Genomic DNA, 22,049 nt, shown 5'->3' with positions numbered 1-22,049 from the left:
AGCGGCGGGCACCGAGCGCACCACGCTCCTCCTCCAGCACGAAAGGCGTCGCCGTGGAACTGATCTTGGTCCAGGCCCTCAGCGGTCTCGCCAGCGCTGCGTCGCTGTTCCTGGTGGCGTCGGGGCTTTCGATCATCTTCGGCGTCACCCGCATCGTGAATTTCGCGCACGGCGCGTTCTACATGCTCGGCGCCTACGTGGCCTTCACGCTGACCGACCGCTTCTCGGGCCCGCTCGGCTTCTGGGGCGGCCTCGTCGCCGCCAGCCTGATCGTGGCGGTGCTCGGCGCGCTGATGGAGATGGTGCTGCTGCGCCGGATCTATCATGCGCCGGAACTGTTCCAGTTGCTCGCCACCTTCGGCGTGACGCTGATGGTGCAGGACATCGTGGTGCTGATCTGGGGCGCCGACGATCTGATGGGCCCGCGCGCGCCCTACTTCACAGGCGCGTTCAGCCTGTTCGGCCGGCTGGTGCCGACCTACGACCTGCTGCTGATCGTGCTCGGTCCGGCGGTGCTCGGCGCCTTGTGGCTGCTGTTCCACCGCACCCGCTGGGGCGTGCTGGTGCGCGCCGCGACCCAGGACCGCGACATGGTGGCCTGCCTCGGCGTCAATCAGAAATGGCTGTTCACCAGCGTGTTCGCGCTCGGCGTGTTCCTGGCCGCGCTCGGCGGCGCGCTGCAGATCCCGCGCACCACCGTGACCCACTACATGGACCTGTCGATCATCGTCGAGGTGTTCGTGGTGGTGGTGATCGGCGGCCTCGGCTCGGTGACGGGCGCTTTCATCGCGGCGGTGCTGGTGTCGGAATTGAACGCGCTGGGCATTCTGGTGCTGCCGAAGATCTCACTGGTCGCCGTGTTCCTGGTGATGGCGGTGGTGCTGGTGGTTCGGCCCTACGGACTGCTCGGCAAGGCGGAGCGCGGCGTCCGCGCCAGCGCCGGGATCTCGTTCCGGCCGTGGAAGCCGCTGTCGCAATGGGAGCGCATCGGCGCCGCGGTGCTGGTCGTGGCGGCGGCCGGCCTGCCGCTGTTCGCCGGCAACTATCTGTTGAGCGTCGGCGCGGAGATTCTGGTGTTCGTGCTGTTCGCCGCCAGCCTGCACTTCATGATGACGGTGGGTGGGCTGGCCTCGTTCGGCCACGCCGCCTATTTCGGTCTCGGCGCTTATGGCGCGGCGTTCGCCGTCAAGTTTCTCGGCGCCCCGATGGAACTGGCACTGCTGGTCGGCCCGGTGTTCGGCCTGATCGGGGCCGTCGTCGCCGGCTGGTTCTGCGTGCGGCTCTCGGGCGTGTATTTCGCCATGCTGACGCTGGCCTTCGCGCAGATCATCTGGTCGATCGCGTTCCAGTGGGTCGAGGTGACCGGCGGCGACAACGGCATTCTCGGGATCTGGCCGTCGGCCTGGGCGTCGACCCCGCAGGGCTTCTTCTGGCTGACCCTCGGCGTGGTCGTCGCCGGCGTGGCGTTGCTGCGGATGCTGGTGTTCTCGCCCTACGGATTTGGCCTGCGGGCGACGCGCGACAACACGTTGCGCGCGGACGCGATCGGCATCGACCGCAAATCGGTGCAGTGGGCCGCGCTGATCGTCGCCGGCACCTTCGCCGGCGTTGCCGGCGCGCTGTTCGCGTTCCTCAAGGGCTCGGTGTTTCCCGAATCGCTGGCGATCCCGATCTCGGTCGACGGCCTGGTGATGGTGCTGCTCGGCGGCATCGAGACCGTGTCGGGCGCCGTGGTCGGCGCGATCGTCTACAAGGCGCTGGCGATCTGGCTGATGAGCCAGACCGATCTGTCCAAGCTCGTGCTCGGCGCGATCATCGTGCTGCTGGTGGTGGCGGCGCCCAAGGGCATCGTCGGCTTCATCGAGGACTGGCGCCATCGCCGGCCGCCCGCGCCGAACGGCGCCGGACCGGCGGCCGCGGGCAAGTCCGACGCGCTCGGGATCGCCAAGATGGAGGCCGCCGAATGACCGCGCTTCTCGATGTGAAGGGGCTGGTGAAGTCCTATTCCGGCGTGCATGCGGTGCGCGACGTCAGCTTCTCGGTGCGCCCCGGCGAAATCCTGGCGCTGATCGGCCCCAACGGCGCCGGCAAGAGCACCTGCTTCAACATGCTCAACGGCCAGATCCGGCCCGACGCCGGATCGATCAAATTGGCCGATGATGAGATCGTCGGCCTGCCGCCGCGCACGGTGTGGCGGCGCGGCGTCGGGCGCACCTTTCAGATCACCGCGACGTTTTCGTCGATGACGGTGCGCGAGAACGTTCAGGTCGCGCTGCTGTCGTTTCATCGCCGGCTGTGGTCGCTGGTCGGCTATGCGGGCGCGAGCTATCTCGCCGAGGCGAACGAACTTCTCGTCCTCGTCGGCATGGAAGAGCAGGCCGGGCGGCCCTGCGGCGAGCTGGCTTACGGCGATCTGAAGCGGTTGGAGCTGGCCGTGGCGCTGGCCAATCAGCCGCGGCTGTTGCTGATGGACGAGCCCACCGCCGGTATGGCGCCCAAGGAACGCGTCGAGCTGATGCGCCTCACCGCCGGCATCGCCCGCCGGAAGAACATCGGCGTGCTGTTCACCGAGCACGATATGGACGTCGTGTTCGAACATGCGGACGAGGTGATGGTGCTGAACCGCGGCCAACTGGTCGCGCGCGGCACCCCGCAGCAGGTCCGCAGCGATCCGCATGTCCAGGCGATCTATCTCGGCGATGGCCTGCTCTACGATCCCAAGCACCGCAAGGAGGCCGTGCAATGAAGCTCGAAGTCTCCGACCTCAACAGTTTTTACGGGCCGGCCCATATCCTGTTCGACGTCGGATTCGCGGTCGGCGAAGGCGAGGTCGTCGCGATGCTGGGGCGCAACGGCGCGGGCAAGAGCACGACCTTCCGATCGGTGGTCGGGCTGGTGTCACGCCGCGCGGGCAAGGTGACGTTCGAAGGCGAGGACGTCTCGCGGATGCCGCCCTACGAGATCGTGCGTCGCGGCCTCGGCTACGTGCCGGAGGACCGGCGGATCTTCACCGAGCTGAGCGTCGAGGAGAATTTCGAGGTCGGCCGCCAGAAGGCCCGCCCCGGCGTCGCGGCCTGGACGCCGGACCGGATCTACAAACTGTTCCCCAATCTCGGCGAAATGCGCAAACGGCTGGGCGGCGACATGAGCGGCGGCGAACAGCAGATGCTCAGCATCGGCCGCACGCTGATGGGCAACCCCTCGCTCGTGCTGCTGGACGAACCGTCGGAGGGGCTGGCGCCCAAGATCGTCGAGCAGATGGCCGACGCCATTCTGGCGATGAAACGCGAAGGGCTCAGCATCGTGATTTCCGAGCAGAACCTGCATTTTGCCAAGCTGATCTGCGATCGCGCCTATATTATCGAGAAGGGACGAATTCGATTCTCCGGCACCATCGACGAGCTCGAGGCGCATCCCGAAATCCGGGACGCTTATCTTGCGGTGTGACCAGGACGGGGCAGCGGGGCGACGAGTTGGGTAAGAAGAGCCTATCGGACAAGCGGCGCACGAAGAGCAAGAGCGGATCGGCTTATGTCCTCGACGCCCAGGTCGGTTTCGTTCTGCGTCAGGTGCTGCAGCGTCATGCGACGATCTTCGTCGGCCGCATGGGCGAGGATCTGACGATGACGCAATGGGCCGCGCTCGCGAAGCTCCGGGAACTCGGGCCGTGTTCGCAGAACTTGCTGGGCCGGCACACGGCGATGGACGCCGCCACCATCAAGGGCGTGGTCGAGCGCCTGGTGAAGCGCGGCCTGCTGGAAACCAGCGCCGATCCGGAGGACGGCCGCCGCCTGCTGGTGGCGCTCACGCCGGAAGGCACGGCGCTGGCGGAGCGATCCATTCCGCTGGCGCAAGAAATCACCAAAGCGACGCTGTCCCCGCTCGCGAAGGAAGAGCGCGCGCAGTTCCTCAGCCTGCTCGAACGATTGAAATAGCGATGCCTGACGCGCACGAATCCGGAGCGAACCGCCCTGCCGATCCGAGAGCCGGCTGGGCGCAGCTTTCACAGAGCGAGCGCGACGCCGCCTACGACAACAACACCGCGGTCGCGAACAGCCCGGAGCTGATCGCCGAACGCAACGCGACCTCCGCGCGGGCGCGCGCGACGTTGCGATCGGTGCTCGACCTGCCCTACGGCCCGAGGAAAAACAACAAGATCGACCTCTATCCTGCGGCCGACCCGGATGCGCCCTGCCTGTTGTTCCTGCACGGCGGCTACTGGCAGAAGAACACGCGCGAGCTGTTCGCCATGATGGTCGAAGGCGTCGCAGCGCATGGCTGGTCGATGGCGATCCCCGGTTATTCGCTGGCGCCCGAAGTATCGCTCACCGAAATCGTCGACGAGGTGCGGCAGGCGCTGGACTGGCTTGCCGCGCATGCGCCGGACCACGGCGTCGCCGGTCCGGTCGTCACCTCGGGCTGGTCGGCCGGCGGCCATCTCGTGGCGATGACGCTCGACCATCCGCTGGTCGCGGCCGGCCTGTCGATCTCGGGCGTGTTCGATCTCGCGCCGCTTCGCGACACCGGCCTGAACACGGCCCTGCAACTGACCGACGCCGAGATCGAAACGCTGTCGCCGCTGCGGCTGCCGGTGATCGACAAGCGGCTCGACCTCGCTTATGGCGACGACGAACTACCGACCCTGGTGCTGGATTCCATCAATCTTCACGCGCGTCGCAGCGCTGCCGGCGCACCGGGGCTGCTGCTGCCGATCGCCGGGCACAATCACTTCTCGATTCTGGCCGAACTGCGCCGACCGGACGGCGCGCTGGTGCGCGCCGCGCGCGATCTCGCAGGCGAGACCGGAAATGATCGCGCTTCAGCATTGCGATCGGACGAGACCCCTCCGGAATAGAGCCGCTCCCGCGGCCGGAAAACCGGACCATGCTGCGTTGTGGTCTGCACGGGTTCGGGTCGCAACAGAACCCAGCTCAGATCTTCTCGCGACGACGTCGCCAGTTGCGACAGAATTCGAGGGCGGAGATCATTTCCTTTTCGACCGTCGAGACCGAGATATCCAGGCTGCGGGCGATCTGCGGATAGGTCATGCCGTCGATCTTGCTCAGCAGGAAAATCCGCTGCGTGCGTCGCGGCAGGGTCTCCAGCGCACGCAACAGCGAATGCAGGTCCATCCGGCTCGCAACCTCGTCCTCGGGGCATACGACGGAAGCCTGCAACTGCTCGCGCGACACGCTTTCGGCATAGGACATGCGGACGCGTTCCGCGCGCATCGCGTCGCGCGCGAGATTGCGCGCGGTGGTGACGACGAGACCGACATCGCGTTTGCCCACGTCGCGGTTCATCAGCTTGATGAACGTCTCGTGGACGACATCCTCCGCGGTGTGCGTATTGCCCGTGATACGTCGGACCAGCCGCTGGAGATGGCCCTGCTCTGCCCCGAAGATATTGAGCAGTTCTGTCGCAGACGACATGGTACCCTCATCGTCGCGCATCAGCCCGATCCGGACAGCGAACGTCCGGAGATGATCTTAGGGCCGCCGCAGCACTATTTGTAACGATTCAAAAGTGTTGTTTCAGAAGCTATTACCTACCATTCTTCTAACCGCATTCCTCTTGGCGATGTCAACGCCGACGACATCTCAACGAATGGTTGCTAGTTGAATTCTAAACTGCGGATCGAACTCGCAGTTACGGCTTTGACGGCCGCGAACCGTTTATCCCATGAGGCCCGTCAGCCCCGGGGCGTTTCGCGAAAGAAAACATGCCGATGCACGTATCCATGCGCGAGGTCGCCGAGCGCGCTGCATTCCAGAGCTTCGCCAATTGCTATCTCCGAGAGGTCGATCCGGGCGCGCCGTCTGCGCACGGGGCGGAACACGGTGAACCCGTGGACTACATCGAATGGGCCTGCCCGATGGCTGCCGCGGCGCTGCGCGCCGAGATCGAGCGGCACTCGGTATGCGGGCCGCTTCGTTTCGGGCGGGTCTTCATCTGCCGGGCGCAGGAGAACGCCTGGCGCGAGATCGCGCCGCTGCGCGCGCTCTATCTCATGGTGCAGGAATGCTACGCCAGCATGGGTGCGGAGCGGGCGGATGCGTTGCGCCACGAAGAGGCCGAGCTGCTGGGCCGCGTGCTCAACAGCTATGATTGCATGGCCGATGGCCTGGAACGGGGCGCGGAAAATGGGGGGCCGGACTTCCTCGATGGCGAGCAGAGCCTGATATTCGGACACTGGCTGCATCCCACGCCGAAGAGCCACCAGGGGATGACAGGTTGGCAAAGGCCCGCCTACGCACCCGAATACCGCAGCCAGTTCCAACTCGCCTTCTTCGCCGCCGACTCAGCACTGTTGCGGCAGGATGCGACGCCGGGCGTTTCCCTGCCCGACATCGTCGAGACGATGATACCACCGCATGATCGTCCCCTGCTGCAGTCAGGCGAGGTGCTGGTGCCGATGCATCCGCTGCAGGCCGAAGCGCTGATGCTGGATCCCGCGGTCGCAAGGCTGGTCACCGAGGGACGGCTGCGCCCGCTTGGTCGCATCGGCGCCTGCTTTTCGCCGACCTCATCGGTGCGCACGGTCTACAGCGCGGACGTTCCGTGGATGCTCAAATTCTCCCTCCCGGTCAAGATCACCAACTCGCTGCGCGTCAACCAGATGTCCGAGCTCGAAGCAGGCGTCGCCATGTCGCGGCTGTTCGCGCGCACGGATTTTCTCGCGCGCCATCCGCGCTTTCGCCTGATCCGTGATCCGGCCTATCTCACGCTCGAACTGCCGGGACGCAGGGAGAGTGGATTCGAGGTGATCTTCCGAGAGAACCCGTTCACGAGAGGCTTCGAGAACACCGGCGTCACGATCGCTGCGCTGACGGCCGATCCACAGCCGGGCGTCCGCTCCAGGCTCGAGCGGATCATCCGGGATCTCGCCGCGCGCAGCGGCGAGCCGTTGGGAGACGTCTGCAGGCGCTGGTTCGCGGCCTATCTCGACTGCGCGCTCGAACCGATGATCCGGCTCTACGACGAGCTCGGCGTGGCCTTCGAGGCGCATCAGCAGAACGGCCTGCTCGACGTCTCGGCCGGCCTTCCGAGCGCTTTCTACTACCGCGACAATCAAGGGTTCTATCTGTCGAACGCGCACCGCGACCGGCTGATGGCGCTGGTGCCGGAGACCGCCGGAATCGCCGGGCTGTATTTCGACGATTGCATCGTTCAGGAACGCTTCGGTTACTACCTGATCGTCAATCAGATGTTCTCCGTCATCGCGCGCATGGGGCAGGACGGGCTGACCGCGGAAGAGGCGCTGCTTGCGATGCTGCGCGAGCGACTGGAGCTGTTGGCGCACGAACTCACCGGCGTCGGCGGCGAATTCGCCGCGGGATTTCTCAGCCGCCCAACCGTTGCCGCCAAGGCCAACCTCCTCACGCGCCTGCTCGACATCGATGAGCTGGAGGCCGATGACGGCCGGGCGATCTATGTGCAGCTACGCAATCCGCTGTTTTCGGGAAGCCGCACCACCCGGCAGGGAGGCGCCCGTGCCGCTGCCGTTTGACATCGTCGAGCGGCCGGAAGAGCGCGTCGTGCGCCAACTCGTCGAGGCGGCACTCTACGAGAATCTGTTCGAATCGCAGGATTCCGCCAGATGCGGTCCTCGCGAATTCGAATGGTGCATCGACGGCCGCGCCTGGCGGGCGCGCGGCCGCATCGGCGCCTTCGGCCGTCCGCGGCTGGAAGCCGGAACAGTCGCATGGCGCGCGACCACCGAATGGCGGCAGGCGGCGATCGCGGACGTGGTCTCGGCCCTGCCCGGCGCAGAGTGTGAGCGCGAGCGGCTCGGCCGCGAACTGGCGCAGACCGCCGCGTTGATGCGCTGGAATGTCGATCACTTGCCCCGTCGCGACCGGCGGCATTTGCCATTCTCCGAACTCGACGCGGCGATCGACGAGGGACATCCCTACCACCCCTGTTTCAAATCACGGACCGGGTTCGACGAACGCGATCACGGCGCCTACGGGCCGGAGGCAGGCCGCACGTTCCAGCTCGTCTGGCTCGCGGTCGCGCGCAACCTGCTGCATCTGTCGCTGCCGGACAGCGAGGACGGATTCTGGGAGTGCGAGATCGGCGCCGAGGCCAAGCTGGCGCTGGGCGCGCGGGCCGCTGCACGCGGACTCGACGCAGCGGAATTCGGCCTGATGCCGATTCATCCCTGGCAGTGGCGTGACCTGTCTCGGGACCAATTGAAGCCGCTCATCCAGTCCGGGCGCGTGCACGATCTGGGGACGGCGGGAGATCGCTACCGCGCCAGCCAGTCGGTGCGCTCGCTGAGCAATGCGCGGGACCCGCGCGCGAGCGGCGTGAAACTCGCGATGAACATCGTCAACACGTCGACGCGCCGCACGCTCGAACCCCACTCGGTCGGCACCGCTCCGGTGCTGTCGCACTGGCTCGGCGAAGTCCTTGATAGCGACCCGTTGTTCAAGAGCCGCTACCGGCTCGACATCCTGCGCGAATATGCCGGCGCGATCGTCGACCGGGACGGACCGCTCGGCGGGCAGATCGCGGCGATCTGGCGCGAGAGCGTCGAGAGCAAACTCGCCGATGGCGAGGCCGCGGCGCCGTTGAACGCGCTGATGGCGGTGGAGGCGGACGGGCGACCGTTCATTGATCCATGGCTGATCCGCTACGGCATCAAGGAATGGCTCGACCGCTTCATCGACGTCGCCGTGTTGCCGGTCTGGCGGCTCCTCGTCGTCCACGGCATCGCGACCGAAGCGCATGGGCAGAACATGGTGCTGGTTCACCGCGACGGCTGGCCCGAGCGGCTGATCCTGCGCGATTTCCACGACAGCCTGGAATTCGTACCGGGATTTCTGGCCAGCCCGGCGCTGGCGCCGGACTTCGACACGCTCAGTCCCGAATATCGTAGCGCGCAGCCCAATCAATATTACTGGATGCAACGCCCCGAGGATCTGCGTGACCTGTTCGTCGACTGCCTGTTCGTCTTCAACCTCTCCGAAATCTCGCATCTTGTGCAGAGCTTCTATGGATTGAACGAAAGCGCATTCTGGTATCGCGTGACGCAGCGCCTCCTCGCCGATCTCGCCGAGCATCGCCTCGGTGATCGCGCCGCCCGGCTCGGCTTCGGCACGCGCGAGATCGAGACTGAAAGTCTGCTCGCGCGAAAGCTCGGGCTCAGCGGCCCCGATCTCCAGCACAGAGTCCCGAATGCGCTCGCGGGGCTTTCCCTGATGACCCGAGAGCACGCATGATCCATATCGACGACAAGCACTACGATCGCGCCCTCATGCAGGCCATGAGCGAACGCGCCGCGCTGGCCACAGGGCTCGCGGAAGGCGCGGACCTCAGCTACGCGGTGTGCCTGTCCGACACCGCCGAATTCCTGGCGCTGTTGTTCGCGATCCGCGAGGCCGGCGCCAGCATCCTGCCGATCCACCCCTCGACGCCGCGCGCGGCGGCGCGCCGAACGGCGATCGACGCGGGCTGCGATCGGCTGATCTGCGATGGTTACGCGATCGAAAAACTCGAAGGCGGCGCTCCGGGCCCGGGACGTTTGCTGCAGACGACCTCCGGCACCACCGGCGAGCCGAAGCGGATCGCGCGGAGCTGGGCCGAGATCGACCGCGAGATCGAGAGCTACGTCTCGTTCTTCCGTGAGCCGGAGGACATGACTCCCGTGGTCGCCTGCCCGGTCACGCATTCCTATGGCCTGATCTGCGGCGTGCTCGTGGCGCTGAGGCGCGGCCAGGTCCCGCATGTGCTCAACACCGGCAACCCGAAATTCCTGATCGCTCGCCTGCGCGAGACACGACGGCCGCTGCTGTATTCATCGCCCGCCATGCTGCACACGATCGCCCGGCTGCTGCCGGCCGGCGAGACGATCTTCGCCGCCATGACGTCGGGCACGCTGCTGCCGGAAAGCTGGTTCGCCGCGATCCGCGGCCGGACCAGACATCTGTTCCAGCAATACGGCTGCTCGGAAGCGGGATGCATCGCGATCAATCCCGACCTCGCTGCCGCCGATGAGATGGGACATCCGCTGCCACATCTCAGCGTCGACACCGGCACGGCCGACGCCCCGCGGGAGATCGTGGTGCGCGCGGGCGAGCACGAGATTCACACTGCCGATCTCGGTTACTTGAAGGCCGACGGAACCCTCGTCTTCGTCGCCAGGCTCGACGACACGATCAGCGTTTCCGGTCTCAACGTCTATCCGCGCGAGGTCGAGGACGTGGTGATGGCGATGCCGGGCGTGACCGATGCGGTGGCTTTCCGCAAGCTCGACCCGTTCGCGGGCGAGCGGGTGGCCCTCGCCTTCAGCGCCGAGCACGCCATCGCGCCCGCGAGCCTGCGCGAATGGTGCGCGCAGAACCTCGCCGCGCACCAGGTGCCGATGGAAACGATGCGCGTCGCCCGTGTGCCGCGGCAGGCGAACGGCAAGATCAACCGGCGCGCGATCGCGACCCTCTATGCGGATGGCCGGCTGGAGCGGATCGCCGCGGAGGCCATGGCATGACCCGCGAGGAGATCGTCGCCGCGATCCGCACCGTGCTCGCCGAGCGGATGGACAACAAACACCTCGACGGCTTCGGCCCGCAATCGCGGCTGAACGCCGATCTGTATCTCGACTCCGTCTTGATGCTGAACCTGTTTCTGCATCTGGAGCTGGACCACGGCCTTCCCGCACCCGAGGAGATCGTCGCCGGCGCGGACATCGAGACGGTGGGCGATCTCGCGGCCTTGCTGGCCGACGAGATGCCTGCCCCCAAGGACGCGACGACCGCGGCCGACACCGCCGAGCCCGACGTGCACGGCGAGGTCTATCAGGACATCAAGGTCCACTGCTTCGTCTCGTGCCTGTGCGACGCGGTGAAGGCGGCCGGGTTCGATCACCGGCCGATGTATTTCAGCATCTGGGACGCGGACTTCGCCGTCTCCGAGCGCTACCAACTGCTGTATCACACGCCGCAGATCAGCCATGATTTCTTCCGCCGCTGGTTTCAGCGGCTCTACGGCGCGCGGATCACCGAGTGGTACGACCATTCCGCATCGAAGCAAGCCAATCTGGACAAGCTGCTCGGCCTGATGGCCGCTCACCGTCCGACCGAAAGCGTGATGGTGATGCTGGACATGTTTCACCTGCCCGAGCGGGAGAACAAGTTCAACCAGAATCCCTTCCCGCACTATCTCATGGTGGAGCCGACAGAAGATCCCGAGATCTGGCAGGTGCGCGATCCGGATTTTCGCTGGGAAGGCCCGATCGCGCGCGAGCGTCTGCTCAACGCCATCGCCCAGCCGAGCGTCGCGGGCGGCTACGTGTTCGACCGCAGCGCGGTGAGACGGCCCGCGGCCGCGGACATCCGCGATTTTTTCCTCGCGTGCTTCATTGCCGACGACAATCCCTTGATCCGCCGTGTGCGGGATATCGTTACGGCGCATGTCGAGGGTCGCAATGGTCTCTGCGTGGAGGAGCTGGACATCGCTCTGCGCGAGCTGCCGGTGATCTCGATCCGTAAATGGGCCTATGAGCACGGCTTCGCTTACTTTTGGCGAGAACTGCGCCTGCCGAACGGCGAGTTCCTGCATTGGTGCGACGAAATCGAAGAGCTCGCGCTCGGCCTGAAGGGCCTGCATTTCGCGATCCTGCGACTGGCGCAGACCCACGACCATTGCCATGCGGCGAAGATCTTCGAAACGCTCGATCGTCTCGACGCGCTCGAAGCCGCCATCAAGTCGCGGCTGCACGCGGCGTTCCTCGACTGGTGCGTCGACCAGGGCTTCATGCTTGTGCCCTCGTCCGATAGCCGACTGGCAGCAGGATGAGCCTCCCGGTATGCAGTCTCCGCCACGCCGTGATCATCGCCCCTTGCCGCGCTTGCGGCTACGTTCTGTTCAAAGGCAATCCATGTTCATGATCCGGTTGATCGCTATTCTGGCCGCCTTCGTTCTTCCGGCAGCGGCCTTCGCCGAGTCGGTCGATGTCAGCACGGCGCGCGGGGTGGTGGCGCTGCAGGCCAAGCCTCGACGCGTCGCGGTGTTCGACATGGCGGCGCTCGACACGCTCGATCTGCTCGGGGTGAAAGCCGCCGGCGTGCCGGATCGGGTCTATCTGCCCGAGCTGAAGAAGGCCGCCGCCGGCGCGGAAGTCGTCGGCACTCTGTTCGAACCGGACCTCGAAGCCCTCAGCGCACTCGGCCCCGATCTGATCATTCTCGGCGGACGCTCTTCGCCGAAACTGCAACAGACCTCGCGCGTCGCACCGACCATCGACATGTCGATCGACGGACAGGATCTCATCAAGGACGCTGAAGCGCGCCTCGACACCTATGGCCGGCTGTTCGGCCGCGAGCAGGCGGCGCGCGAGGCGCAGCGGACGTTCGTTGCCGCCGTCGCCGCCGCGCGCGAGGCGGCGAAGGACAAGGGTCGGGCGCTGATCCTGATGACGAACGGGCCCAAGATCTCCGCCTTCGGCGTCGGGTCGCGGTTCGGCTGGCTGCACGCGACGCTCGGCATCGAACCCGCAGTGACCTCGATGGGTCCCGGAATACACGGCGAGGCGGTGTCGTTCGAATTCGTCCGCAAGGCCGACCCCGACTGGCTGATCGTGGTCGATCGCGCGCTCGCGATCGGCGCCGGCGACAGCCAGGCGCGTGCGACGCTCGACAATGAGCTTGTGCGGAGCACCAAGGCCTGGAAGCAGGGCCGCGTGATCTATCTTCCCGCGGCCGATCTGTACATTGCGGGAGGCGGCATCCAGGCCATGACCCGCGTGCTCGCGGCGATCACCCGCGGATTTTCGGCCACGCAATGATGCCCGTCGAACAGGCGGTCGGGCGCCCTGTCGGCGCGGCCGCGCTTCTGGTGCTGGCAGGGCTGTTCGTCACGAGTCTGTTCGTGGGCGTCGGCGAGGTCTCACTCGGCGGCGCCTTCACCGATCCCGATGCGCTCTATCTCATCGCGGCCAGTCGCCTGCCGCGAACGCTCGCCGCCGTGCTGACGGGGGCCGGCCTCGCGATCGCAGGCCTCGTGATGCAGACGCTGGCGCGCAATCGTTTTGTCGAGCCGACGACCGCGGGCACCGGCCAGAGCGCCGCGCTCGGCATCCTGCTCGTCACGCTCTTGATGCCGTCGGCCTCGATCGCCCTGAAAACTCTCGTCGCAAGCCTGACCGCGCTCGCCGGGACATCGTTGTTCCTGTCGATCGCGCATCGGCTGCCGCCGACGCAGCCCTTCCTCGTGCCGCTGTTCGGGCTGGTCTATGGCGGTGTCGTCGGCGCCGCCGTCACCTTCGTGGCCTGGCATGCCGATCTTCTTCAGTTCGTCGAGATCTGGACCAGTGGCGAGTTCTCGGGCGTGCTACGCGGGCGCTACGAACTGCTGTGGGTCTCGGCCGCGATGCTGGCGGCGACATGGATCTTCGCCGACCGCTTCACCCTGATGTCACTCGGGCGCGACGTCAGCGTCGGGTTGGGCCTCGACTATGCCCGGATGATGCAGATCGGCCTCGTCATCATTTCGGTCGTCACCGCGCTGACCGTCGTAGTGGTCGGGCTGATTCCGTTCGTCGGCTTGGTCGTGCCCAACATGGTTTCGCGGCTGATGGGCGACAACATGCGGTCGGCGATCCCCTGGGTGGCGGGCAGCGGCGCAGCGCTGGTTCTGGTCTGCGACATCGTCGGCCGGCTGCTGCGCTTTCCCTACGAGATCCCCGTCGGCACCGTGCTCGGCGTGGTCGGCGCCGCGGCCTTCCTCTGGCTGCTGTTTCGCAGGCCGGCCCATGCGTGATCGCTCCACGATCGTGCTGGCGGCCCTCGGCCTGACTGCACTCGCCTGCATCGGCGCCTTCATGACGATCGGACTCCGCGGCAATATAGCCTTCGCACTCGAACTGCGCAGTACACGCCTGCTCGCCCTGGTGCTCGTCGCGATTTCCATCGCCGTCTCGACGGTGGTGTTTCAGACCGTGACGGCGAACCGGATCCTGACGCCGTCGATCATGGGGCTCGACGCGCTCTACGTGTTCAGCCAGTCGCTGCTGGTGTTTGCGGTCGGCGGGCTCGGCTTCGCGTCACTCGACCCACGACTCAAATTTGCCGGCGAGGCGCTGGTGATGGTCGCGCTCGCGGCGCTGCTGTTCCTGCCTTTGCTGAGGTCGCGCGTCGACCTGATCCTGATGCTGCTGGCGGGCGTCACCATCGGCGTGCTGTTCCGGAGCCTGTCGTCGCTGCTCGCGCGCCTGATCGACCCCAACGACTTCGCCCTGCTGCAAGGCGCGAGCTATGCCGGGTTCGGCAAGATTCACGGCGAGCTCCTGCTCGCGGCCGGCGTGTTGTCATCGATCGGGATCGCGATCGCCTGGCGGATGCGCCACGTGCTGGATGTTCTTGCACTCGGGCGCGACACCGCGACGGGCCTCGGCCTCGAATGGACCCGCGTCGTCGCCGGCCTGATCATGCTGGTCGCCGCACTGGTCGCCGTCTCCACCGCGCTGGTCGGGCCGGTAGCGTTCTTCGGCCTGCTCGTGGTGGCGTTGGGCGAGCGGCTGATCGACACCCGCCGTCATGCGATCCTGCTGCCCGCCGCAGCGCTGGTGGCGATCATCGTGCTTGTCGGCGGTCAGACCATTCTGCAGCATGGATTGGGCGGCGTCTCCACGCTGGGCGTCGTCATCGAATTCGTCGGTGGCCTCGTCTTCCTCGCAATGCTTCTCCATGGAGTGCGGCGATGATCGTCGTGAAGAACATCTCGCTCGCCTATCAGGGCGCGGCGATCCTGCGGGACATCAATCTGGAGATTCCAGAGACCGGCGTCACCGCCTTGATCGGCCCGAACGGCGCGGGCAAGTCGAGCCTGCTGTCGCTGATCGCGCGGCTTCAGCCGATCCAGACCGGTTCGATCAGCGTCGACGGGCTGCCGATCGGTCACACTCCCAGCCGCGTGCTGGCGCGCACGCTGGCGATCCTGCGCCAGGATCCGGCGATCGCCAGCCGCCTCAGGGTGCGCGAGCTGGTGGCGTTCGGCCGCTTTCCGCACAACAACGGCCGCGCCACGGACGAGGACCGGGCGCTGACGCAGGCCGCGCTCGAGCGCTTCGACCTGACCGCCTTCGCCGACCGCTTCATCGATACACTGTCGGGCGGACAGCGGCAGCTCGTGCTGGTGGCGATGACGTTCTGCCAGGGCACGCGGTGGCTGCTGCTCGACGAGCCGCTCAACAATCTCGACATGTTCTATGCCCGCGAACTGATGCGCTCCTTGCGCGAAGTCGCCGACAGCGAGCGCCGCGCGATCGTGATCGTGCTCCACGACATCAATCAGGCCGTGACCTATGCGGACCACATCGTGGCCATGAAAGGCGGCGCCGTGATTGCGAATGGCTCCCCCGATCAGATCGCCAATACCGCAAGCCTGCGGCGGATCTTCGGCTATGACATGCCGGTCGAGACCTATTGCGGGAAACCGATTGTGCTGAATCACCTGTAGTGAAAAGATGCTTCGGACAATTCCAAATTGCGAGTTTTCAACTGATCCCATGCCGCGCCGGGATCGGTGATGGCCTCGCGGACCCAGGCCGAACGTCGTCAATCATCCCCGCTTGGGGTCGTTCGCGGTGCGGCATAGAAGAGCGGCGCTTGCCACAACAGCAGACGCTTTTGCGAGAGAACGCGTGGCGATGAATTTCGCATCCGATGACAGCAAGGACCGGGAGCGGACGTCGCGGGAGGCGACCGAGTGGTTCGTGCGTCTCCAGAATCCCCTCGCCTCCGACGACACCCGGCGGGCTTACCGGGACTGGCTGATGGCCGACCCCGCCCATCGCGATGCGATCCGCGACGTATCGGAATTGTGGGGCGCGCTCGATCAGCCCGCCGCGGAACTCGCTGCCACCGGCTGGCATCGCTCCGCCGACGTCGCGCCGCGGCCGCGCAGATGGTTCGCGACGGGATCCCGACTCGCGACTGCCGCCGTCGTTCTCGTGGCGCTGGCGGGCGGACTGGCGGTGTGGCGCGATCCCGGCCTGATCGACCGGGCGTTCGCCGATGTCGCGACGCATCCCGGCGAGCGGATTGAAGTAAGTCTCGCCGACGGCACCCTCGCCTTTCTCGATGGCGACACCGCACTCAAGAGCCGCATGGACGGCGAGCGCCGCGAAGTCACCATGCTGCGCGGCCGGGTCTGGTTCGATGTGACCAGCGATCCGGCGCGGCCCTTCACGGTGCATGCCGGACGCGTCGAGACCCGGGTGCTCGGCACCGCCTTCGAGGTCAACCGAGAGGCCGCCGCGGTCACTGTCGAACGTGGCGAAGTCGCGGTGTCCGCCGTCGAAAACCAACATGGTCGGGTCAAGCTGACGGCCTGGCAGCGCGTTGCGCTTCAGGACGGAATGCTCGGCGCACCGGTGCCCGTCGATCCGGAGCAGATGTTCGCATGGCGGCGGGGGCTGATCATTCTCGATCGCGCTCCGCTCTCCCAGGTTGTGGAAGAGCTCGACAAAATGGCGCCCGGCCGCGTGCTGATCGCCGATCCGGAGCTGAAGCGCCTGACGCTGTCCGGAGCGTTCCGCACCGACGAACCCGGCGCGGTGCTGGAAGCCCTACGCAGCGCGCTCGGGCTCCGCACAGTGTCCGTCCCGGGCTTCGCGACGCTGATCTATCGCTGAGGGTCTCCAGTATTTTTGCGGGGTTTGCCCGACCTGCCCGTTGAACAACGGGAGGGGCCGTCAATTGCGTGCCCCGAGCGGAGTGGGGGACCTCGAGACCATGCGGAAATTCGCAAGTGCTGCCGTGTTGAACTGCGGCGTATCGATGATTGCAGTGGCGCTTGCCGTTGCCGCTGTGCCCGAAGCGCGGGCGCAGGCGAACAACGCCTATAATTTCAGTATTCCGGCCAAATCGCGCCTCGCCGCGCTTGCGGACTTCACGGCTGCGACCGGGATCCAGGTGGTGCATCAGGGCGCGGGCGCGATCGGCGGCACGTCCCAGGTGGTGAGCGGCCGATATCCCGCCGACACGGCGCTGCGGACGATTCTGGCCGGCTCCGGCCTGAACTATCGCTTCACCGGGCCGCGCACGGTCGCGATCGAGGCGCCGGGCGCCGGCGGCGGCGCGGTGGCGGGCGGCGGCATCGCGCTGGATACGATCAGCGTCACGGGCGCCGGCCAGGGGATCGGCCGCGACGGCGTCAGCGAGATCAATATCACGAGCGTCGATATCGAGCGCCGCAATGCGACCGACCTCAAGGGCGTGTTTCGCGGCGAGCCGAGCGTCATCGTCGGCTCCTCGCTGCCGATGTCGCAGAAACTCTACGTGCAGGGCATCGAGGAAACCAATCTCGCGGTCTCGATCGACGGCTCGCGTCAGAACAACAAGGTCTTTCACCACAATGCGACGACGATGATCGACCCCAGCCTGCTCAAGGCGGTGCGGGTCGATGCGGGCGTGGCGCCCGCCGATGCCGGCCCCGGCGCGCTCGGCGGCGCGATCGCCTATGTGACCAAGGATGCGCGGGACTTCCTGCCCAATGACGGCTTCGGCGGCTCGATCAAATCGACGTTCAACTTCAACGGCAACACCTCGACCAACAATCTCACCAGCTACACGCGCCAGGGCGGCTTCGAAGCGCTCGGCTCCTTCACCTATGCCAAGGGAAGCGAGTTCAAGGCCGGCAACGGCCAGGAGGTGCTCGGCACCGCGACCAATTTTCTGAGTGGGCTCGGCAAGATCGCCTATCAGAGCCTCGAGGGCCATCGTTTCTCGCTGAGCCACGAGCAGATGCGTGACGACGCCCTGCGGCCGTTCCGGGCGAATGCCGTGCAGATCATCGGCGGAAGGCCGACCCCGCTGGTGCGCCCCTACACGCTCGACCGGCAGAACACCGTCTTCACCTACACCAACGAATCCCCCGACGGCTGGTGGGACCCCAAATTCGTGCTGGGCTACAATCGCTCGAAAGTCGCGGTGGACCAATACACCGGCGCCACGCTCAACACCTACAGCTACACCAGCCAGGGAATCAGCGACAGCCTCAACGGCAAGCTGGAGAACAAGTTCGCCTTTTCCATCGGCGACGTCATCGCCGGCATCGACTTTTACCGGGACCGCGCCGAATACACCGACGTGAGCTATCGGACGATGGAGAAAGCCGACAATGTCGGCGCCTATGCGCAGGCGCGGCTGCGGCCCTGGGAGCGCACCAAGCTCTCCTTCGGCGTGCGCGGAGACCACCAGGATTTCAAGGGGGTCAACGGCTTTCGCTCGAGCGACCAGGGCTTCAGCGGCAACGCCTCCGGCGAATATGAACTGACCAGCTTCCTCACCGCCAAGGCGGGCTACTCGCACGTCTGGGCCGGTGTTCCGCTCGCCGAGAACTACGTCCAGAACCCGGCATGGGTCTACGGCGTCGGCCCCAAGTCGGTCACGTCCGACAACGCCACCGCCGGACTGGTCGCTCACTACGGCGACTTCCGCTTCGAGGGCGGCGTGTTCCGGACCAAGATCTACGACGCGCGCGTGCCTCTCTGGGCCGCCAACCAGGCGCTGCGCGCCTTCGACGTGCAGACGCAGGGCTTCCACGTCGGCGGCACCTACAACTGGGGCGACGGTTTCGCGCGGGTGCGGTTCGCCCGCACCGACGCCGAGGTCGACGGCAAGCCGGCCGACACCTATCTCGGCCAGTATCTCACGGCGCCGATCGGCGACATCCTGACGTTTCAACTCGCGCATACCGTGGTGCCGTGGAATCTGACATTCGGCGGCGACGTCGAAATCGTCTTCGACTACGACAAGCTGCTGAATCCGGTGACGGGAATCGGCAAGCTCGAAGGCTACGAAGTCCTCAACGCCTTCGTCGAGCATCGCCCGTTCGCGCTGCCGTCGCTGTTGCTGCGGGGTGAAGTCAGAAACCTGTTCAACAGGAACTACGCGGCCCGCGGCACCTACGGCCTCGAGTACGGCACAGGCGTGGTGCGGCCGCTCTACGAGCCCGGCCGCTCCTTCCTGGTCAGCGCCAAGCTCGACTTCTGACGAATGAACGACGCCGTCTTCGGTGGCGAGTATCGCAAGTGGACCGCAATCCGCTGGGTCCGGAGGCTGCATCCCTGCTCGGGGTGCGGCCTGCGGATCAGCGAGATGCGTATCGCGTGATCGTCTGACGGACTTCGGAGATCAAAATGGACGTTACCATCCGCGCGATGCGCAGCGAGGACGCTGCCGACATTTTCGAGATCGTCAATCAGCGTGCATTTCGCTACTGGACGCTCTCCCTCCCCTATGAATCGTTCGACACCATCAAGAAGTGGCTGGAGCCACAATCACCACGGGATCTGCATTTTTCGGCGGAGCTGGACGGCCGCGTCGTCGGCGCGTCCGCGTTGCGCCCGTTCTACGGGCGCCGCGCCCACGCGGCCGAATTCTGGATCGGCGTGCATGAAGAATACGCCCGACGCGGCATCGGCACGCGACTGCTCGCCGCGATGATCGACACCGCCGACAACTGGCTGAACATCAAGCGGATCGAGATGACGGTGTTCACCGACAATGTCAGCGCGCTGGCGCTGTACGACAAGTTCGGTTTCGAGATCGAAGGAACCCACAAGGCCGCGACGTTCAGGGAAGGCGTGTTCGTCGACGCCCATTGCATGGCGCGATTGCGATGATCCGCACGCAATTCGCCGCAAGCGGCCACTTCACACTGAAGCGCACATTTGCATTGAACGGAAATTGATCGGAGGGGTGCATGAAGAAATCAGTTGGTCCGGTTGCTCTCTTTGTCTCGAGCTTCAGCGTGCTGTCCCTTTCCGAAAGTGCATTGGCACAAGCGCTGTCCTCGCCCGCTGCTACGACGCTCGCACCGGTCGAAATCATCGCCCCACAGGTGCGGCCGCGGCCCCCGGGCCGGGTCCGCGCGTCGCAAAATCCCCGTCGGGCAGCAACTCGGCCACGCCCGCGTGAAGTTGCAACCCCGACGCCCACTCCTCCCGTGCCCGCCGTCCCCCCGCAGACTGCAACCGTCGGGCAGCCTCCGGTGCCCTATGTGGGCGGACAGGTCGGAACCGGCGCGCGACTTGGCCTGCTGGGGAACACCTCCGTCTTCACGGCGCCGTTCAACGTCACAGGGTACACATCGAAGCTCATGGAGGATCAGCAGGCGCGCAGTATCGCGGACGTCGTCCTCAACGATCCCTCGGTGCGGAACGACGCGCCGCCGTTCAGCGAACGCGACTCGTTCTTCATTCGCGGTTTTTCGGTGACCAACCTCGACACTGCCTACGATGGGCTGTTCTACCTCGCCAACCCGCGCCGCGCCTTCCTCGAAGGCATCGAGCGTGTCGAAATCCTCAAGGGACCGAGCGCACTGCTCAGCGGCGGCACCGGGCGCGTCGGCGGTACCATCAATCTGATTCCGAAGCGCGCCACCGACGAACCGCTGACGCGCCTGACGACGAGCTACATCAGCAATTCGCAGATCTGGAACCATCTCGATCTGGGTCGTCGCTTCGGAGACAACAAGGAGTGGGGCGTCCGATTCAACGGCTCCTACCGCAACGGCGACACGCCGCTCGATCTCAACTCGGCCGAGGTCGGTGTCGCCGCCCTCGGTCTCGATTATCGCAGCGAACGCTTCCGCGCGTCGCTGGACCTCAACAGCTCGGTTCAGAACATCACGGCACCGACGTCGCTGTTCAATTCTGCGGCCCCCAACATCGTCGTCCCGCCCGCGCCGAACGGCCGCACCAACACAGCGAGCCGCGACGAATTCGTCGACAGTCGCTACAAGATGATCGCCGGCCGCGCCGAATATGATCTTCTGCCGGACACGACGATGTATCTTGCGGGCGGCGGCAGCGTATACAACGAGGATTTTCTGACGTCTTCCTACCGGATCACCAATTCGAACGGAACTGCGACCAACTCGCTCGCGATCCAACCTCAGCGATTGGAGGGATACACCGGCGAGATCGGCCTGCGGTCCAAGTTCCGGACCGGCGTCGTCGGACATCAACTGAATATCTCGGCCGTCGACGCGAACAATGAGCTCTACCGCGGCGGCGTCCTCGGCTTCACGCCGTTCAGTTACGTGACGAATATCTACAATCCCGTCCGATTGCCGCCGGGGTCGTTTCAGACCAGCGGCTTCGCCAAATCCGATGACAGACCTTTGTTGTCCCGGCTCACCGCTCGCAGCGTCGCGGTCTCCGATACGCTCGCTCTGTTCGACGATCGGCTGCTTGTGACCCTCGGTGGTCGCTGGCAGGATATCGCGCTGAACGGCTTCGTGACCGCGCCGGGCCCCACGCTGGGCACCGTGTCGTCTCGTTATCAGGAGGCCCGCTTCAGTCCTGCCGTCGGCGCGGTCTTCCGTGCGACCGATCGACTGTCGGTGTACGGCAACTACATCGAGTCGCTGGAGTCCGGCCCCACCGCGCCCGCACTCGCGAACAATCGCAATACGATCTTTCCGCCGGTGGTCAGCAAGCAACAGGAAATCGGCGCGAAATACGACTTCGGGATCGTGGGGCTGACGGCATCGTTCTTCCAGATCGAGCAGCCGAACGCCTTCACGGATCCGGCCACCAATATCTTCTCCGTCAGCGGGCTGCAGCGTAACCGCGGCGCCGAGTTCAGCGTTTTCGGCGAGCCGATCAAGGGGCTGCGTCTGCTCGGCGGCATCACCCTCATCGATGCCAAGTTGGTTTCGACGATCGGTGGCCGCTACAACGGCAACGACGCTCCGGGCGTGCCGGTCACGGCGCTGAACCTCTACGGCGAATATGATCTGCCACATTGGCTGGGTCCGGGCGTGACGGTGACCGGCCGGGTGATCCACACCGGCGATGTGTTCTACGATCAGGCCAACACGCAGACCGTCTCCGACTGGACGCGGGTGGACATCGGAGCGGGGTATGCGTTCACGGGTCCGTCCGGCAAGCCGGCCGTGCTGCGCGCCGCCATCGAGAACGTGGCCGACAACGCCTACTATCTATCCGCGGCCCGTGGTTACCTCGCGGTCGGTGCGCCGCGAACTTTCGTGCTGTCGGCCACGTTCAACTTCTAATCGCCGATCTGGAAGGATGC

The 22,049-nt window shown here is 65.8% G+C and carries 18 protein-coding genes; 17 read left to right on the top strand and 1 reads right to left on the bottom strand.

Features of this window, described 5'->3' with window-relative positions:
* Positions 1–53: 53 nt before the first annotated feature.
* From SR870_RS00770 to SR870_RS00750, 5 genes are read left to right on the top strand one after another with little or no spacing between them, the layout of a single operon-like run.
* Positions 54–1,967 carry an ABC transporter permease gene (locus SR870_RS00770; protein WP_322516151.1) on the top strand — a complete coding sequence of 638 codons (1,914 nt, stop codon included), beginning with the start codon at positions 54–56 and terminating at the stop codon, positions 1,965–1,967.
* On the top strand, positions 1,964–2,746 hold the full coding sequence (locus tag SR870_RS00765; protein WP_322516150.1) for an ABC transporter ATP-binding protein: 783 nt from the start codon (positions 1,964–1,966) through the stop codon (positions 2,744–2,746). Before SR870_RS00770 ends, SR870_RS00765 begins: the two co-directional genes overlap by 4 nt.
* Positions 2,743–3,447: an ABC transporter ATP-binding protein gene (locus SR870_RS00760; protein WP_322516149.1), complete on the top strand. Its 705-nt coding sequence runs from the start codon at positions 2,743–2,745 to the stop codon at positions 3,445–3,447. The genes SR870_RS00765 and SR870_RS00760 overlap by 4 nt, the downstream gene beginning before the upstream one ends.
* A gap of 26 nt (positions 3,448–3,473) precedes the next feature.
* The gene (locus tag SR870_RS00755; protein ID WP_322516148.1) at positions 3,474–3,935 is read left to right on the top strand and encodes a MarR family transcriptional regulator; all 462 of its coding nucleotides are present in this window, start codon (positions 3,474–3,476) and stop codon (positions 3,933–3,935) included.
* A gap of 2 nt (positions 3,936–3,937) precedes the next feature.
* Positions 3,938–4,855 (top strand): alpha/beta hydrolase, encoded by a 918-nt coding sequence (locus SR870_RS00750; RefSeq protein WP_322516147.1) that lies wholly within the window; start codon positions 3,938–3,940, stop codon positions 4,853–4,855.
* 76 nt (positions 4,856–4,931) lie between these two features.
* On the opposite strand, the gene SR870_RS00745 is transcribed toward SR870_RS00750, so the two are convergent.
* Positions 4,932–5,453, bottom strand: coding sequence for an RNA polymerase sigma factor (locus tag SR870_RS00745; protein WP_322516146.1), 522 nt, complete (start codon positions 5,451–5,453; stop codon positions 4,932–4,934).
* 275 nt (positions 5,454–5,728) lie between these two features.
* On the opposite strand from SR870_RS00745, the gene SR870_RS00740 reads away from it, so the two are divergent.
* The 12 genes from SR870_RS00740 (at position 5,729) to SR870_RS00685 (ending at position 22,029) form a co-directional block, all read left to right on the top strand.
* Positions 5,729–7,510: an IucA/IucC family protein gene (locus SR870_RS00740; RefSeq protein WP_322518371.1), complete on the top strand. Its 1,782-nt coding sequence runs from the start codon at positions 5,729–5,731 to the stop codon at positions 7,508–7,510.
* A complete protein-coding gene (locus tag SR870_RS00735; RefSeq protein ID WP_322518370.1) occupies positions 7,494–9,227 on the top strand; it encodes an IucA/IucC family protein in 1,734 nt (577 codons plus the stop codon). Before SR870_RS00740 ends, SR870_RS00735 begins: the two co-directional genes overlap by 17 nt.
* The gene (locus tag SR870_RS00730; RefSeq protein WP_322516145.1) at positions 9,224–10,492 is read left to right on the top strand and encodes an AMP-binding protein; all 1,269 of its coding nucleotides are present in this window, start codon (positions 9,224–9,226) and stop codon (positions 10,490–10,492) included. Before SR870_RS00735 ends, SR870_RS00730 begins: the two co-directional genes overlap by 4 nt.
* Positions 10,489–11,799: a DUF6005 family protein gene (locus tag SR870_RS00725; RefSeq protein WP_322518369.1), complete on the top strand. Its 1,311-nt coding sequence runs from the start codon at positions 10,489–10,491 to the stop codon at positions 11,797–11,799. The genes SR870_RS00730 and SR870_RS00725 overlap by 4 nt, the downstream gene beginning before the upstream one ends.
* Before the next feature lie 82 nt (positions 11,800–11,881).
* Entirely contained in the window at positions 11,882–12,787 is a 906-nt protein-coding gene (locus SR870_RS00720) for a siderophore ABC transporter substrate-binding protein (RefSeq protein WP_322516144.1), read from the top strand.
* Positions 12,784–13,761, top strand: a complete 978-nt coding sequence (locus SR870_RS00715; protein ID WP_322516143.1) for an ABC transporter permease — start codon at positions 12,784–12,786, stop codon at positions 13,759–13,761. The genes SR870_RS00720 and SR870_RS00715 overlap by 4 nt, the downstream gene beginning before the upstream one ends.
* A complete protein-coding gene (locus SR870_RS00710; RefSeq protein ID WP_322516142.1) occupies positions 13,754–14,704 on the top strand; it encodes an iron chelate uptake ABC transporter family permease subunit in 951 nt (316 codons plus the stop codon). Before SR870_RS00715 ends, SR870_RS00710 begins: the two co-directional genes overlap by 8 nt.
* Positions 14,701–15,459 (top strand): ABC transporter ATP-binding protein, encoded by a 759-nt coding sequence (locus tag SR870_RS00705; RefSeq protein ID WP_322516141.1) that lies wholly within the window; start codon positions 14,701–14,703, stop codon positions 15,457–15,459. The genes SR870_RS00710 and SR870_RS00705 overlap by 4 nt, the downstream gene beginning before the upstream one ends.
* 190 nt (positions 15,460–15,649) lie before the next feature.
* Entirely contained in the window at positions 15,650–16,636 is a 987-nt protein-coding gene (locus SR870_RS00700) for a FecR family protein (protein ID WP_322516140.1), read from the top strand.
* Between the two features lie 145 nt (positions 16,637–16,781).
* Positions 16,782–18,998, top strand: a complete 2,217-nt coding sequence (locus tag SR870_RS00695) for a TonB-dependent receptor (protein WP_322516139.1) — start codon at positions 16,782–16,784, stop codon at positions 18,996–18,998.
* A gap of 146 nt (positions 18,999–19,144) precedes the next feature.
* The gene (locus tag SR870_RS00690) at positions 19,145–19,630 is read left to right on the top strand and encodes a GNAT family N-acetyltransferase (RefSeq protein ID WP_322516138.1); all 486 of its coding nucleotides are present in this window, start codon (positions 19,145–19,147) and stop codon (positions 19,628–19,630) included.
* A gap of 80 nt (positions 19,631–19,710) precedes the next feature.
* Positions 19,711–22,029, top strand: a complete 2,319-nt coding sequence (locus SR870_RS00685; protein ID WP_322516137.1) for a TonB-dependent siderophore receptor — start codon at positions 19,711–19,713, stop codon at positions 22,027–22,029.
* Positions 22,030–22,049 lie beyond the last annotated feature (20 nt).

The sequence above is a fragment of the Rhodopseudomonas palustris genome (assembly GCF_034479375.1).
GTDB classification, from domain to species: Bacteria; Pseudomonadota; Alphaproteobacteria; order Rhizobiales; family Xanthobacteraceae; genus Rhodopseudomonas; species Rhodopseudomonas palustris_M.
The sequence above is the reverse complement of the archived record's forward strand: the minus strand, read 5'-3'. Positions and strand labels throughout refer to the sequence as shown.

Bases quoted from the DNA above. Each gene is read 5' to 3' on its own strand.
- SR870_RS00760 (WP_322516149.1), top strand. From the start codon at position 2,743: ATGAAGCTCGAAGTCTCCGACCTCAACAGTTTTTACGGGCCGGCCCAT.
- SR870_RS00705 (WP_322516141.1), top strand. From the start codon at position 14,701: ATGATCGTCGTGAAGAACATCTCGCTCGCCTATCAGGGCGCGGCGATC.
- SR870_RS00730 (WP_322516145.1), top strand. From the start codon at position 9,224: ATGATCCATATCGACGACAAGCACTACGATCGCGCCCTCATGCAGGCC.
- SR870_RS00740 (WP_322518371.1), top strand. From the start codon at position 5,729: ATGCACGTATCCATGCGCGAGGTCGCCGAGCGCGCTGCATTCCAGAGC.
- SR870_RS00745 (WP_322516146.1), bottom strand. From the start codon at position 5,453: ATGCGCGACGATGAGGGTACCATGTCGTCTGCGACAGAACTGCTCAAT.
- SR870_RS00700 (WP_322516140.1), top strand. From the start codon at position 15,650: ATGAATTTCGCATCCGATGACAGCAAGGACCGGGAGCGGACGTCGCGG.
- SR870_RS00765 (WP_322516150.1), top strand. From the start codon at position 1,964: ATGACCGCGCTTCTCGATGTGAAGGGGCTGGTGAAGTCCTATTCCGGC.
- SR870_RS00725 (WP_322518369.1), top strand. From the start codon at position 10,489: ATGACCCGCGAGGAGATCGTCGCCGCGATCCGCACCGTGCTCGCCGAG.
- SR870_RS00685 (WP_322516137.1), top strand. From the start codon at position 19,711: ATGAAGAAATCAGTTGGTCCGGTTGCTCTCTTTGTCTCGAGCTTCAGC.
- SR870_RS00720 (WP_322516144.1), top strand. From the start codon at position 11,882: ATGTTCATGATCCGGTTGATCGCTATTCTGGCCGCCTTCGTTCTTCCG.
- SR870_RS00690 (WP_322516138.1), top strand. From the start codon at position 19,145: ATGGACGTTACCATCCGCGCGATGCGCAGCGAGGACGCTGCCGACATT.
- SR870_RS00710 (WP_322516142.1), top strand. From the start codon at position 13,754: ATGCGTGATCGCTCCACGATCGTGCTGGCGGCCCTCGGCCTGACTGCA.
- SR870_RS00695 (WP_322516139.1), top strand. From the start codon at position 16,782: ATGATTGCAGTGGCGCTTGCCGTTGCCGCTGTGCCCGAAGCGCGGGCG.
- SR870_RS00750 (WP_322516147.1), top strand. From the start codon at position 3,938: ATGCCTGACGCGCACGAATCCGGAGCGAACCGCCCTGCCGATCCGAGA.
- SR870_RS00715 (WP_322516143.1), top strand. From the start codon at position 12,784: ATGATGCCCGTCGAACAGGCGGTCGGGCGCCCTGTCGGCGCGGCCGCG.